12 protein-coding genes and 1 pseudogene are annotated in these 14,173 nt (G+C 70.7%); 9 read left to right on the plus strand and 4 right to left on the minus strand.

Annotation, left to right across the window (positions count from 1 at the left end; all coding sequences use genetic code 11):
- Positions 1 to 23: 23 nt before the first annotated feature.
- A pseudogene (locus ON19_RS05230) lies at positions 24 to 880 on the minus strand (poly(ethylene terephthalate) hydrolase family protein).
- Between the two features lie 36 nt (positions 881 to 916).
- Here ON19_RS05230 and glmS point away from each other — a divergent pair.
- The gene (glmS, locus tag ON19_RS05235) at positions 917 to 2,800 is read left to right on the plus strand and encodes a glutamine--fructose-6-phosphate transaminase (isomerizing) (protein WP_043687657.1); all 1,884 of its coding nucleotides are present in this window, start codon (positions 917 to 919) and stop codon (positions 2,798 to 2,800) included.
- Positions 2,801 to 2,852: 52 nt separating this feature from the next.
- Here glmS and ON19_RS05240 read toward each other — a convergent pair whose 3' ends face one another.
- Positions 2,853 to 4,037, minus strand: coding sequence for an MFS transporter (locus ON19_RS05240; RefSeq protein WP_043687659.1), 1,185 nt, complete (start codon positions 4,035 to 4,037; stop codon positions 2,853 to 2,855).
- Positions 4,038 to 4,173: 136 nt separating this feature from the next.
- Here ON19_RS05240 and ON19_RS05245 point away from each other — a divergent pair, with 136 nt between their 5' ends.
- Complete coding sequence (locus tag ON19_RS05245; protein WP_043687662.1) at positions 4,174 to 4,665, plus strand: MarR family winged helix-turn-helix transcriptional regulator; 492 nt, start codon at positions 4,174 to 4,176, stop codon at positions 4,663 to 4,665.
- Between the two features lie 32 nt (positions 4,666 to 4,697).
- Here the strand turns inward: ON19_RS05245 and ON19_RS05250 are convergent, their stop codons facing one another.
- Positions 4,698 to 5,126, minus strand: coding sequence for a cupredoxin domain-containing protein (locus ON19_RS05250; RefSeq protein WP_043687937.1), 429 nt, complete (start codon positions 5,124 to 5,126; stop codon positions 4,698 to 4,700).
- A 42-nt stretch (positions 5,127 to 5,168) separates the two neighbouring features.
- On the opposite strand from ON19_RS05250, the gene ON19_RS05255 reads away from it, so the two are divergent.
- From ON19_RS05255 to tsaD, 7 genes are all read left to right on the plus strand, one after another.
- On the plus strand, positions 5,169 to 6,614 hold the full coding sequence (locus ON19_RS05255) for an NAD(P)H-hydrate dehydratase (RefSeq protein WP_043687666.1): 1,446 nt from the start codon (positions 5,169 to 5,171) through the stop codon (positions 6,612 to 6,614).
- Between the two features lie 450 nt (positions 6,615 to 7,064).
- On the plus strand, positions 7,065 to 8,207 hold the full coding sequence (gene alr, locus ON19_RS05260; protein WP_227954950.1) for an alanine racemase: 1,143 nt from the start codon (positions 7,065 to 7,067) through the stop codon (positions 8,205 to 8,207).
- A complete protein-coding gene (locus ON19_RS05265; protein WP_043687673.1) occupies positions 8,204 to 9,292 on the plus strand; it encodes an alpha/beta fold hydrolase in 1,089 nt (362 codons plus the stop codon). Before alr ends, ON19_RS05265 begins: the two co-directional genes overlap by 4 nt.
- Positions 9,285 to 9,737, plus strand: a complete 453-nt coding sequence (gene tsaE, locus ON19_RS05270; RefSeq protein WP_043687676.1) for a tRNA (adenosine(37)-N6)-threonylcarbamoyltransferase complex ATPase subunit type 1 TsaE — start codon at positions 9,285 to 9,287, stop codon at positions 9,735 to 9,737. Before ON19_RS05265 ends, tsaE begins: the two co-directional genes overlap by 8 nt.
- 55 nt (positions 9,738 to 9,792) lie before the next feature.
- Complete coding sequence (gene tsaB / locus ON19_RS05275; RefSeq protein ID WP_043687679.1) at positions 9,793 to 10,509, plus strand: tRNA (adenosine(37)-N6)-threonylcarbamoyltransferase complex dimerization subunit type 1 TsaB; 717 nt, start codon at positions 9,793 to 9,795, stop codon at positions 10,507 to 10,509.
- Positions 10,510 to 10,514: 5 nt separating this feature from the next.
- On the plus strand, positions 10,515 to 11,021 hold the full coding sequence (gene rimI / locus ON19_RS05280) for a ribosomal protein S18-alanine N-acetyltransferase (RefSeq protein ID WP_043687940.1): 507 nt from the start codon (positions 10,515 to 10,517) through the stop codon (positions 11,019 to 11,021).
- Complete coding sequence (gene tsaD / locus ON19_RS05285; RefSeq protein ID WP_043687684.1) at positions 11,018 to 12,061, plus strand: tRNA (adenosine(37)-N6)-threonylcarbamoyltransferase complex transferase subunit TsaD; 1,044 nt, start codon at positions 11,018 to 11,020, stop codon at positions 12,059 to 12,061. Before rimI ends, tsaD begins: the two co-directional genes overlap by 4 nt.
- Positions 12,062 to 12,141: 80 nt before the next feature.
- Here the strand turns inward: tsaD and ON19_RS05290 are convergent, their stop codons facing one another.
- Positions 12,142 to 13,677 (minus strand): DUF7159 family protein, encoded by a 1,536-nt coding sequence (locus ON19_RS05290; RefSeq protein WP_043687687.1) that lies wholly within the window; start codon positions 13,675 to 13,677, stop codon positions 12,142 to 12,144.
- Between the last annotated feature and the right edge of the window lie 496 nt (positions 13,678 to 14,173).

Consider the following 14,173-nt stretch of genomic DNA (forward strand, 5'->3'; position numbering starts at 1 on the left):
CGCGGCGGCCTTCGGCGTCCGCGCTACCGCCGCAGCAGTGCGGCGAGTTGCCCCACCTTCAGCTTCGGCGCCTCATCCTCCTGGGGCGCGTCCGGGTCGACGACGGTGGTGTGCGGGATGACTTCGTCCGGGTCCGCGAAGGCGCGGTAGGTCTTGTCGCCCGCCAGCGTGGCGAGCAGGTAACCGGCCAGCAGCGCGCGGGTGGTGCGGGCGGTCTTGGCTTCGTGCTTGCCCGCGCCCACGGCGGCGAGCACGCGGCGGCCCTCGATGATGCCGTTGTGCGAGGCCTTGTCGACGGCGCGCAGGATGGCGGAGCCGCCCCACGCGGTGGCCAGCGGAATGGCGTTGGAGCTGACCGAGGTGATGTCGGTCGCGCCGGCCAGGATCAACGCCGGAATGTCGAGTTCGGGCGCGCCTGCCTCGGCGGCGGGCGCCGTCGGCGCGGGAAACAGCGCCGCGACGGTGGCGACGTCGCGGCGGCAGGCCGCGAGCACGGCGGCGCCCGCGCCCATGCCGTGTCCGGCCAGGGCGAGGCGCTCCGGATGCACGCTGATCTCGCCGTCGCCGAGCCGCACGCCGGTGCAGATGTCGAGCGTGGTGAGCAAATCGGCGGCCAGGCCCAGATGTGACGGAATCGGCCCGCGCTCGGTGTCCGGGGCGGCGGCCACGATTCCCCAGGAAGCGAGGTGCTCGAGCAGGGTGCGATAGTGGCTCCCCCGGTCAGCCAGCCGTGTCCGAACGCCACGGCAGGTAGATTCCGCCCGGACTCGGGCGTGAACACCACCCCCGGCTGGCCGGCGATGGCCAGATTGCCACGCAACACGCGGTGCGGGCCACGGCTGGTCAGGGTGCTCAGTAGCGATTTCACAGACGCCGACACGACGTGAACGTTATCCGATAAGTAGTGTGGTGAGCCATGTGCGGAATCGTGGGGTACGTCGGGTACCGAGACGCGCTCGGCGTCGTCGTTGACGCGTTGCGCCGCATGGAATATCGCGGATACGACTCCGCGGGTGTGGCGATCCTGGACGGCGCGGGCGCGCTGGCGGTGGAACGCAAGGCGGGTCGCCTGGCCAATCTGGAGGCCGAACTCGCGGAATCCGGGATGGACCGCTTCGCGGGCACCACGGGAATCGGGCACACCCGCTGGGCCACGCACGGCGCGCCGACCGACCGCAACGCGCATCCGCACCGGGACGACAGCGGCAAGGTCGCCGTGGTGCACAACGGCATCATCGAGAACTTCGCTCCGCTGCGTCGTGAGCTGGAGGACGCCGGTGTCGAACTGAGCAGCGACACCGACACCGAGGTCGCCGTGCACCTGGTGGCCCGTGCGTACGCCAACGGCCCGACCGCCGGTGATTTCGCGGCCAGCGCGCTGGCCGTGCTGCGCCGCTTGGAGGGTGCGTTCACCCTGGTCTTCACTCATGCCGACCACCCGGACACGATCGTGGCCGCGCGCCGCTCCACGCCGCTGGTCGTCGGCGTCGGCAAGGGCGAGATGTTCATCGCCTCGGACGTCACGGCGTTCATCGAGCACACCCGCGAGGCGGTCGAACTCGGCCAGGACCAAGCCGTCGTGATCACCCTGGACAGCTACCGGGTCACCGACTTCGCGGGCAACGACGCCGGTTCGCGCACCCGCCCGTTCACCATCGACTGGGACCTGGCCGCAGCCGAGAAGGGCGGCCACGACTACTTCATGCTCAAGGAGATCGAGGAGCAGCCCGCCGCGGTCGCGGACACGCTGATGGGCCATTTCAGCACCGACCACGACGGTGCGGGCCGGATCGTGCTGGACGAGCAGCGCCTCGCCGACCAGGAGTTGCGCGACTTCGACAAGGTGTTCGTCGTCGCGTGCGGCAGCGCCTATCACTCCGGTCTGCTGGCGAAGTACGCCATCGAGCATTGGACGCGGCTGCCCGTCGAGGTCGAGCTGGCCAGCGAATTCCGCTACCGCGATCCCGTGCTGGACCGTTCCACGCTGGTGGTGGCGATCTCCCAGTCCGGCGAGACCGCCGACACGCTGGAGGCGGTGCGACACGCGAAGGAGCAGAAGGCGCGCGTCCTCGCGATCTGCAACACGAACGGCGCGCAGATCCCCCGCGAGTCCGACGCGGTGCTCTACACCAGGGCCGGGCCGGAGATCGGCGTCGCCTCCACCAAGGCGTTCCTGGCTCAGGTGACCGCGAATTACCTGGTCGGGCTCGCCTTGGCGCAGGCGCGCGGCACCAAGTACCCGGACGAGGTCGCCCGTGAGTTCGCCGAACTCGAGGCTATGCCGAAGCTGGTCGAACGCGTGCTGGAGACCGCGCCGCAGGTGCGGGCGATCGCGCGGGAGCTCGCGCAGGTGCCGACGGTGCTGTTCCTCGGACGTCACGTCGGCTACCCGGTGGCGTTGGAAGGCGCGCTCAAGCTCAAGGAGCTGGCCTACATGCACGCGGAGGGGTTCGCGGCCGGCGAGCTCAAGCACGGGCCGATCGCGCTGATCGAGGACGGCCTCCCGGTGATCGTGGTGATGCCGTCGCCGAAGGGGCGCGCGGTACTGCACTCGAAGCTGCTCAGCAATATCCGGGAGATCCAGGCTCGCGGCGCGCGCACCATCGTGATCGCGGAGGAAGGCGACGACACCGTTCGCCCGTTCGCCGACGATCTCATCGAGATCCCCAGCGCGCCGACGCTGTTCCAGCCGCTGTTGTCGACGGTCCCGCTGCAGATCTTCGCCGCCGAAGTGGCCCAGGCGCGCGGCTACGACGTCGACAAGCCACGCAACCTGGCCAAATCCGTCACCGTGGAATAGTTCAGCGGCCACGCACCCTCGAGTGCGCGGCCGCCGCTCCGCGGTCAGGCGCCTATGCGTGCACGGTGGCCAAAGGCTGCGCCGGCTCGGCTGGGGCGCGACGTTCGAGGTAGCCGGACGTGACCGCGAGTACCAACGCGACCAGGACCAAGCCCACACCGACCCAGTTGGGGGAGGTGTAGCCGAGACCCGCGGCGATCACCACCCCACCGAGCCAGGCGGACACGGCATTGCCGAGATTGAACGCGCCGATATTGACCGCGGAGGCCAGGGTGGGCGCGCCCGCTGCCTGGTCGAGGACGCGCTTCTGTAGCGGCGGGACGGTCGCGAAGCCGAGGGCGCCGATCAGCACGACCGTGACCGCGGCGCCGACCTTGCTGTGCGCCGTGGCGGTGAACAGCGCGAGGACGATCGCGAGCCCGCCGAGCGTGAGGTACAGCATCGGCATCAGGTGCCGGTCGGCGAACTTGCCGCCGATCAGGTTGCCGAGGAAGAAGCCGAGACCGAACAGCACGAGCAGCCAGGTGACCGAGCTTTCCGCATAGCCGGTGACCTCGGTCATCATGGGCGCGAGGTAGGTGATCGCGGCGAACACGCCGCCGAAGCCGAGCACTGTCATCGCCATGGCGAGCAGCACCTGGGGATTGCGGAACACCGCGAGTTCGGTGCGCAGCGCGGCATCCGCGGGCGCGGGTTGCGCCGGAACCAGCGCCGCGACGCCCACCAGGCCGATCAGCCCGACCAGCGCGACGAACAAGAAGGTCAGCCGCCAGCCGAAGTACTGCCCGAGCAGCGTGCCCAGCGGAACGCCCACCATCGTGGCGACGGTGAGCCCGGTGAACATGATCGCGATCGCACCGGCGCGCCGGTCGGGGCCGACCAGTGTTCCCGCGACGACCGCGCCGATCCCGAAGAACGCGCCGTGGGCGAGCGAGGCCACGATCCGCCCGGTGAGCATCAACCCGAAGGTCGGTGCGACGGCGGACAGGACGTTGCCGAGGACGAGCAGCGCCAGCATGCCGAGCAGCATGCGCTTGCGCGATACCCGGGTGCCGAGCCCGGTCATCAGCGGCGCACCCGCCACGACGCCGAGCGCGTACCCGGTGACCAGCAGGCCCGCGGTGGGGATGGATACCGCGTAGGTGCCCGCGATGTCGGGAAGCAGACCGACGACGACGAATTCCGTCGTCCCGATTCCGAACGCCCCGAGGGTGAGGGCGAGGAGTGCGAGGGGCATATATGAGCCTCCAGGAACGTTGCGTCCAAACTTTACAAGCGGCAACAATAATTGCAGGCGCACTTTAATTGCAAGCGCGGGCTACTGCGTAGCCCGTCTATCCTGGAGGCCTGATCCCCGACGCGAAGGAACGCCGATGACCGCGGATGCCGCTCTGACCGGCCTGGCCGATGGTTGGTACGCACTCTCGCTGCTGCACGACCGGATCGAGGCGCATATCGAACGGTCGCTGCAATCCGGTCACGACCTGAGCGTTCGGGAGTACTCGCTGCTGCTCGTCCTGAGCCGTCAGCACGACGGGCCGGGCGGGCACCTGCGGATGAACCAGGTCGCCGAGGCCGTGGTGCTGAGCCAGAGCGCCACCACTCGCCTGGTGTCCCGGCTCGAGGACCGCGGCCTGCTCCAGCGCTACCTCTGCCCCGACGACCGCCGCGGCATCTACACCGATGTCACTCCGGCCGGCCTGGATCTGCTCGAACAGGCTCGTCCCACGCACGACGCCGCCTTGGCCGGCGCCCTCGGCCAAGCCGCCGCCGATCCGGAACTCGCTCCCCTCGTAGCCGCGGTCGAAGCCCTGAACACCAGCTCGGCCCGCGGCGCCCGCCCCCGGGACTACCGTCCGGTGTGAACAGCAATTCCGGATCGTTCGGCACGTGCGCGCTATCGGACGGTGACCGACCCGCGCATCTCCGGGTGCAGTGAGCAGAGGTAGCGGTAGTTGCCCGGGGTGGTGAAGGTGTAGCTCCACTCGCCCTGGTCGAAGATCGGGCTGTTGATGCCCATCGCCTTGTCGCCGATGCCCTGCACGCTGTGCGGGACCTTGTCGTCGAATTTCCAGGTGACCGTGTCGCCGACCTCGATGGTGACTTCCGCCGGGGAGAATTTCATGTCGTCCACCGCGACGGTGGCGGCGGCGGGCTTGCGCTCGCCGGTCTGCTGAGCGGTGGTGGTCGGCCGAGCCGGTTTCCTCGTAGTGGTGGCGGCCGAACCGGATTCGTCGCCACCGCAGCCGGACAGCAGCAGCGCCCCGGCGAGGGCGGCTCCCGTGATGGCGCGGAGGGTCCCGGTGCGGTGACGGACGCTTGGCATGATGGCCAAGCGTAGTAGCCCACACCGACGGAGGGAGCGGCGATGTCCACGCAGCGGGGCTATTTCACGGTCGAGGAGGTGCGCGCGGCGGAGGCCGAGCTGTTCACCCGCGTGCCGGACGGCGTGCCGATGCGTCGTGCGGCGCACGGCTTGGCCACGGTGGTGGCGGGCGAACTCCGGGAGCGCACCGGGGGGGTCGCGGGACGAGCGGTCACCTTGCTGGTCGGGTCCGGCGACAACGGCGGCGACGCGCTGTGGGCCGGAGCGCAGTTGCGCCGCCGTGGCGTCGCGGTCACCGCGGTCCTGCTGAACCCGGAGCGCGTGCACGCGAAAGGACTCGCGGCGCTGTGCGACGCGGGCGGACGGGTCGCCGACGACCCGGGCGACCCCGACCTGGTGATCGACGGCATCGTCGGCATCTCCGGTCGTGGCCCGCTGCGGCCGCAAGCGGCGGAAATCGTTGCGGCGCTGCACGCTCCGATCGTCGCGGCCGATCTGCCCAGCGGCGTCGACCCGGGCACCGGCGCGATCGACGGCCCGGCCGTCCGTGCGGAGGTCACGGTGGCCTTCGGTGCGTACAAGCCCGTGCACGTCCTCGCTGCGCCGCAGTGTGGCCGAATCGAGCTGGTCCCCATCGGTTTGGACCTGCCGGAGCCGAGTCTGGTCGCGCTGGAGCCGGCATCGATCGGCGCCGCGTGGCCGGTTCCCGGTCCGTCCGACGACAAGTACACGCAGGGTGTGACGGGTATCTGCGCGGGCAGCGCAACATATCCCGGCGCCGCGGTGCTGTGCGCGGGCGCCGCCGTGGCCGCGACTTCGGGCATGGTGCGGTATGCGGGAACCGCGGCGGCCGAGGTGCTGAACCACTTCCCCGAGGTGATCGCCACCCAGCGGATCGCCGATACCGGTCGCGTCCAGTCCTGGGTCTTCGGCCCCGGCGCGGGCACCGACGCCGACGCCGGGCAGCGCCTTGCCGCGATCCTGGCAACCGACCTCCCGGTGGTGGTCGACGCCGACGGTCTGACCCTGCTGGCCACGGAGCCGGAACTGGTGCGTGGCCGCGCGGCCCCTACGGTCCTGACCCCGCACGCGGGCGAGTTCGCTCGCCTCACCGGCCGCGAACTCGGCCCGGACCGGGTGGCCGCGGTCCGGGAGCTCTCCGATTCCTGGCAGGTCACGGTGCTGCTGAAAGGCCGCGCCACGCTTGTGGCAGCACCGGGCCGTCCCGTCCTGGTCAACGAAGCGGGCGGTTCGTGGGCCGCGACCGCGGGCGCGGGGGATGTGCTCTCCGGCATCATCGGGACGCTGCTCGCGGCGGGCCGCGACCCTGCCTGGTCGGCCGCCGCGGCCGCGCGGGTGCACGCGCTGGCCGCGAACCTCGCCGCCCATGACGACGCGCCCTCGGGAGCCCCCATCTCCGCCAGTGTCCTGGCAGCTCATGTCCGTCCCGCGATCGGTGTCCTGCGTCGCCTCGCGCACCCCTTCTGACTTGTCCTCAGTCCTTCCCGCGCCCTGGCCACCGGGTCGGCGTGCTCACGCAGGTCGCTCACTCGGCGACAGCACTATCGAGCCGAGGCCACCCGCAGGTCGCCGCCGTGCGCGGCGATCCACTCGGTCCGGAGCCGCAGGCTTCTACTGAGCCCCGGCGCGACTTCGCGAGCACCGAGCATGCGCTGATGTGTCGGCGGAACGACGGTGTCGAAGTCGATGGTCCGACAAAGGCCGTGCCGTCGCGGGCCGGAGTTCGGTGCGTATTCGAAGCCTTGACGGCTGCCCAGCGACCCGGTTTGCTGAGGTCCGCGTCTATCGCGCTGTCGAAATCGGCGCCCGTCGTGGCGCCGATCACGCGTGCCGACCGGCGCGCAAACCGAGTGGAACCGGAACCGAGCGCGCCAATAGACTCGGCTGATCCTGTACCACCTCACTGGTACGGCTCGAATCCCCGGAGAGGCGGAACCGACTGCCGTGAATGCGCAAGTGGAAACGGTCATCGACCTGGATGCCATCGCCCACAACGTGCGGATCCTGCGGGAACACGCAGGCGATGCCGCGGTGCTGGCGGTGGTGAAGGCCGACGCCTACAACCACGGCGCGGTCGAGGTGGGCAGGGCTGCTCTCGCGGCGGGGGCGGCCGAGCTGGGCGTCACCACGGTGGCCGAGGCCGTGCAGCTGCGCGCGGCCGGGATCACCGCACCCATCCTGTGCTGGCTGCACAACACCGAAACCGACTTCGCGGCCGCGGTGGCCGCCGATGTGGAGATCGGCATCTCCTCGCTCTCCCACTTGCGAGCGGTCGAGGCCGCGGCGCGGGAGGTGGGCCGTACGGCGACGGTCTCCGTGAAGGTGGACACCGGCCTGAACCGCAACGGCGTGTCGCCGGTCGAGTACCCGGAGGTACTGGCCGCGCTGCGCACGCTGGTCGACGAGCAGGCGGTGCGTTTCCGCGCGATCTTCTCTCACCTCGCGCACGCCGACGAGCCGGAGCACCCGAACAACGACGTGCAACGCGCCCGCTTCCTGGAGGCGATCGCCACCGCCAAGGAGCACGGCTTGGAGCCGGAGCTGGTGCACATCGCCAACTCCGCCGCCACCCTGACCCGGCCCGACCTGGCCTTCGACCTGGTCCGGCCGGGCATCGCGATGTACGGCCTGTCGCCGATACCGGACAACGATTTCGGCCTGCGCCCGGCGATGACGTTCCAGGCCCGGGTGGCCCTGGTCAAGCGGGTGGCCGCAGGTGAAGGCGTTTCCTATGGGCACCAGTGGATCGCGCCGCACGACACCACCGTCGCGTTGATCCCGGCGGGTTACGCCGACGGCGTGTTCCGTCCCTTGAGCGGACGATTCGACGTCTGGCTCGGCGGGGCTCGGCGCAGAAACGTCGGCCGGGTGTGCATGGACCAGTTCGTCGTCGACCTGGGTGACAACGCGGCCGGTGTCCGGGAAGGCGATACCGCTGTCCTCTTCGGCGCGCGACCGCATGCCCAGGAATGGGCGGACCTGCTCGGCACCATCCACTACGAAGTGGTGTGCTCGCCGCGCGGCCGGGTCACCCGGCGCTTCATCGGTGACGTGCGATGAGCCGCTTCCGGGTGACCCCGCTGCGAGGCGGGCTGGCCACTGTGGGTGTCGTTGGTGCGCTGGCGGGCGCCCACGCCCTGCGTCGCGCCGGCGCGCGCGTGCTGTGGCCCGCGCGCGGCGACGACCACCGCGACGAGGATTTCGGGCTGATCGATGCCGACCGCGCGGGCACGGTGCTCGCCGATGACGGCGTTGCCTTGGCCACGCGGACCTGCGGCCCCGACGACGCGCCGGTGACGGTGATCTTCGTGCACGGCTTCTGCAACAGCATGGCGTCGTTCCACTTTCAGCGGCGTGACCTGGAAAGGCGGTGGGGCGCACGGGTTCGCATGGTGCTGTTCGACCTGCGCGGGCACGGCCGTTCCGGCGTGCCGAGCGCGGCGAGCTGCACCATCGCCCAGCTCGGGCGCGACCTCGCGGCAGTGCTGCGCGCCACCGCCGCGACCGGACCGGTGGTGCTGGTCGGGCATTCGCTGGGCGGGATGGCGATCCTGGCCGCGGCCGCGCGATTCCCGGATCTGTTCGCGGCGAGGGTGATCGGGATCGCACTGCTGTCGACCGCGGCCGCCGAGGTCACCGCGGCGGGCATCGGGCAGCTGCTGCGCAATCCGGCGATCGACGGCTTCCGGCTGGCGGTGCTCACCGCGCCCGCGCTGGTGCAGGCCGGACGTGTCACCGCGCGGCACGTGATCACGCCGATCCTGCACGTCAGCTCGTTCCACGGTCCGGTGAGCCCGACCCTGTCGCGTTTCACGACGCTGATGATCGACCGGACGCCGGTGGAGACCATCGTGAAGTTCCTCCAGTCCATCGAGCTGCACGACGAGTCGGCCGCGTTGCCGGCTCTGGCGGACACACCGGTGCTGGTGCTCGGCGGCGCCCACGATCTGGTGATCCCGTTCCGCAATTCGCGTGCGCTGGCCGAGGCGCTGCCGGGCAGCGAGCTCATCCGGCTGGACGGCGCGGCGCACATGCCGCACATGCAGTACCCGGACATCGTCAACGCCGCGCTGGAGCGATTGCTGGTACGCGCCGGTGCGATCGAGCCGGTGGCCGGGGACGCTTCGGAGGTGGCCGGTGGCTGATCCGGGGTATCGGGTGTTGCCCACCGTCGCCGACACCGAGGCGCTCGGCCGGGAACTGGCCACGGATCTGCGCGCCGGTGATCTGGTGGTGCTGGACGGGCCGCTCGGTGCGGGCAAGACCGCGCTCACCCGCGGCATCGCGGCGGGGCTCGGCGTACAGGGACGGGTCAGCTCGCCGACGTTCATCATCGCCCGCCAGCACCGCGCCGGGCAGCGCGAAGGCGGGCCGCCGGTGCCCATGGTGCACGTGGACGCCTATCGGCTCGGCGGCGATCTCGATGAGCTGGACGCACTGGATCTGGACACCGATCTGCATCAGGCGGTGGTGGTGGTGGAGTGGGGCCGCGGCGTGGTGGAGCACCTCGCGGAGCGTCACCTGCGCGTGCTGCTGTCGCGTACGCCGGATTCGGATGTGCGCACCGCGATCTGGGAATGGGTGGATTAGCTATCGGGTAGCTATGCGTCGGTGACGCTTACCACCCGGTATCGTTGGGCCAATCATGCTTGTACTAGCCGTCGACACCGCGACACCCGCCGTCACAGCGGGACTGGTGGAGCTGGAGCCGGGCGCCGACGTGGCGAATCCCGTCCGGGCACGGACCGTCGCCTCCCGGGTGCGCGTCGATCCCCGTGCCCACGCCGAGGTGCTCACCCCGCAGATCCTCGAATGCCTCTCCGAGGCAGGCCGTTCCAGGACCGAAGTCGACGCGATCGTCGTCGGCGTGGGTCCGGGGCCGTTCACCGGCCTGCGCGTCGGCATGGCCACCGCGGCCGCCTTCGGTGACGCGCTCGGCATCCCGGTCTACGGCGTGTGCAGCCTCGACGCGATCGCCGCCGACGCTGCCGCCGACCCTGCCGTGGCGCCTACGGTCGACCTCCCGGCCGACGCCGAACTGCTCGTGGTGACCGACGCGCGGCGGCGCGAGGTGTACTGGGCGCGGTATCGGCAAGGCGACCGGGTGGCCGGACCCGAGGTGTGCAAGCCCTCCGATCTGGACACGGACCAGGCCACGGCTATCGCCGGATCCGCTTCGCACGTCGACTTCTTCGACCTTCCCGTAGTCCCCGCCGAGACGCCGTCGCCCATCGGGTTGGTGCGCGTCGCGGCTGCCGAGCTGCTGTCGCGCAGCGTGCCCGAGCCGCTGGTTCCGCTGTACTTGCGCAGGCCGGACGCGGTGGAGAACGCCTACCGCCGACTCGACCGGACGGGAGCGTGACGTCCGTGGCTTTCCGCATCGAGCCGATGGTGGCCGCCGACATCACCCGCTGCGTCGAACTGGAGCAGCTGCTGTTCCCGGAGGACGATCCGTGGGCCGCCGTGGCGTTCAGGTCCGAGCTGGCCGGCCGGCACAACCGCTACATCACCGCACGCGACGACGACGGGCGAATGGTGGGCTACGCGGGTATCGCCCTGCTGGGTGATGCCGAACACCCCGAGGCCGAGGTGCACACCATCGGCGTCGATCCCCGCTGCCACCGCGCGGGTGTGGGCACCCTGCTGCTGGAGGCGCTGCTCGCCGAGGCAGGCAGGCGCGGTGGACCGGTGTTCCTGGAGGTCCGCACCGACAACGCGCCCGCGATCGCGCTGTACGCCAAGCACGGCTTCCACATCATCGGCTTGCGCAAGAACTACTACCACCCCAGTGGCGCGGACGCGTACACGATGCGCAGGCCCGCCCTGAGCACCGAGGACCGGCGTTGGCGCACCCCGGACGAGGTGCTGTCGTGATCATCATGGGCATCGAAAGCTCCTGCGACGAAACCGGAGTCGGCATCGTCCGCCGCCACCCCGACGGCACGTGCGAACTGCTCGCCGACGAGGTCGCCTCCAGCGTGGAGCAGCACGCGCGCTTCGGCGGCGTCGTCCCCGAGATCGCCTCGCGCGCCCATCTGGAGGCGATCGTGCCCGCCATGCGCCGCGCGCTGTCGGCGGCGGGGATCGCGAAGCCGGACGCGCTGGCGGTGACCATCGGCCCCGGCTTGGCCGGTGCGCTACTGGTCGGCGTCGCCGCCGCGAAAGCGTATGCGGCGGCCTGGGACGTGCCTTTCTACGCGCTCAACCATCTGGGCGGGCACGTGGCGGTGGACACCCTGGAACACGGGCCGATGCCGCCGTGCGTCGCCCTGCTGGTGTCGGGCGGGCACACCCACCTGCTGCACGTCACGGATCTGGCCGAGCCGATCGTCGAGCTGGGCAGCACCGTCGACGACGCGGCGGGCGAGGCGTTCGACAAAGTGGCGCGCCTGCTCGGGCTGGGTTTCCCCGGCGGTCCGGCCCTGGATGCCGCCGCGGCGAGCGGTGATCCGCGCGCCATCGCCTTTCCCCGGGGTATGACCGGGCCGCGCGATCCGCGCTACGACTTCTCCTTCTCGGGACTCAAGACCGCGGTGGCCCGCTACGTGGAGGCAGCCCAGCGCGACGGCGTCGCCGCCGAGGATCTGCCCATTCCCGATATCGCGGCCTCGTTCCAGGAGTCGGTCGCGGATGTGCTCACCATGAAGGCGGTTCGCGCGGCCCAGGACGTCGGTGTCGGCACGCTGGTGCTCGGCGGAGGCGCGACGGCCAACTCCAGGATCCGCTCGATGGCCGAGGAGCGTTGCGCCGCGGCCGGTTTGACCCTTCGGGTGCCCAAGCCCCGGCTGTGCACGGACAACGGGGTGATGATCGCCGCACTGGGCGCGCATGTCATCGCGGGCGGCGCGGCGCCTTCGCCGCTGACGGTCGCTACCGATCCCGGTCTGCCGGTGTCGGTCAGCATGGTCCGCTGACCTGCTCGATCCCGGCGAGCGGCCGGTGATGTCCCGGCACGCCTTCGTGGGCTTGTCGGAGCAATCGAACTGTGGCCGGCTCAGTTCGGGAGGAACAGTCCCGGGTTCGACGCCGACCCGGAGTTCTCTCGCGGCGGAGGCGGCAGGCTCGACCGCGCGGGCGCCTGATTCGGTGCCGAGTTCGTGCCGGGAGCCGCGGCGCTCGGCCCGGTCGGCGACAGTGTGCGGCTCGACGGCGGCTCGGGCGAACCGGTCTGCGCCGCATTCGGATTGCCGAACAGCGGACCGAGTAGCTCGGGGAACGGTATCGGCGGGAGGTTCGGGTCCGGCCGCAGTGTGGGCTGCGTGGGCGTGATCACCTGCGTGGTCGGCGGAACGGCGGTCGCGCTCTGCGGCCCGCGTTCGGTGGTCGTCGGCGCGCTGCCCGCGCTGTCCACGGTGTGGCCGTGCGTGGTGGCCGCCGCGGTCGACGGCGGTGCGGATGTGGGGGGCGGCAGCTGGGAAGCGCTGCTCGTGGTGCCCGCGGGGGAGACCTCGTCGTCCGAGGTGGGCGCGAACGTCTTCACGCCGTAACCGACGATCAGGCCGACGACCACGAGGGCTCCGGCCAGGGTGCCGAACACCTTGGTGACCGTCCCCGCCGGCGCGTCGCCGCCGAGCGCGCTCACCGGGAACACCGAAGGTTGCACCGAATCCGCGATCAGCGCCGCGCCTTTCGCGGTCACCGCCTCGGGGTCCGGCACGGTGAACACCGGGACCTCCAGCGCGGCGGTGAGCGTGTCGAGCACCGCCGGGATGTTGGCGCCGCCGCCGATGACCGCGACCGCCTGCGGTGGCATGGGCGCGCGGGCGAACGCGGCCGTGACGAACAGCGCCAGGTCGCGCAGCAGGTCGGCGATCAACTCTTCGAAGTCGGCCCTGGTCAGCTTCAGCGGACGCCCGGCGACGTGGTCGATGGTGACCGCGGGCGCGATGGACAGATGCTCCTTCGCCGCGCGTCCCCGGTTGGTCAGCATGCCGCGGTTGGGCCGGGTGCCGCGCCGGGCGAAGTGCATGTCCACCAGATGGTGGTAGATCAGGTCATCGATAACCTTGCCGCTGACGACCGCGGTGCGATCGGAACGCAGCACGGATTCCTCGGTCCGGTCGGCGACGGTGACGCTGAGGCCGGAGGCGCCGAGGTCGACGATGGCGACGGTGTCGTAGCGGTCCAGCAGGCCGGTGTGCTTCAGGTAGGTCAGGGCGGCGGTGGCTTCCGGGATCAGCCGCAGGTCGCGCTGTTTGCCGGTGGCCGAACGGATTATCTGCGCCTGCTCCTTGGTGCGGTAGGCGACCGCGACACTGGTGGGCGGATGACCGGTCATCGGTTCGGCATCACGCGGCGCGCCCGCGAACCGCCCGCCGATCGGACCGATGATCTCGCGTGGCGGCTGCGTGGTCGGCAGCTGGGTGGTCATCAGCTCGATCGAGGAGGCCACCAGGTCACCGAGATCGGAATGGGCCGCGTCGGCGGAGACGACGCGGTAATCGAAGCTCTGCGCGCCGTTGGAAGCGGTGGCGACCAACGCCGAGCACACCACCTCCGCCCCGGCCGAGATGCCGAGGGATGTTCGCATGTTCACCTCCCTTCGAGCGGATGGTCATGGTGTCGCCGACCATCTCGAATGGACTGCCGGACCGCCGTGTGGATGACGCGCGACCCGGACCGGGAAACGAACCGGCCCCTCGTCCGGGTGGGTCGCGGGGACCGGCCATGGATCACGTGTGTATTGCTCTCTGGTGAAGCTGGTAGTGCGAGACGATCGTGCTGCGACGCTGCGTGTTTCGGCGGCGCTGTGGTACCTGTGTGCGGCCTCGCCCGCGCCCGCGCGGGCGAGGAACGTGGCGGCCGGACAGCGACCGTCGTCAATAGTGTCACAATCCGTTATCCGAACGTTACTGTTTCTCCGAACTTATCGCCAAGCCGGAGGCTGAATGGGCGCGCCGCGCAAAGTTGGCACCGCCCACCCTTGAGCGCTGGCACTCTCATGTATAGAGTGCTAGTCGGCACTGTGTGTAGTGCTTGTGCCAGCAGCTTGACCACTGGGCAGGGGTCCCGGCACCCGCGACGAC

Source organism: Nocardia abscessus NBRC 100374, assembly GCF_000308455.1.
GTDB lineage: Bacteria > Actinomycetota > Actinomycetes > Mycobacteriales > Mycobacteriaceae > Nocardia > Nocardia abscessus.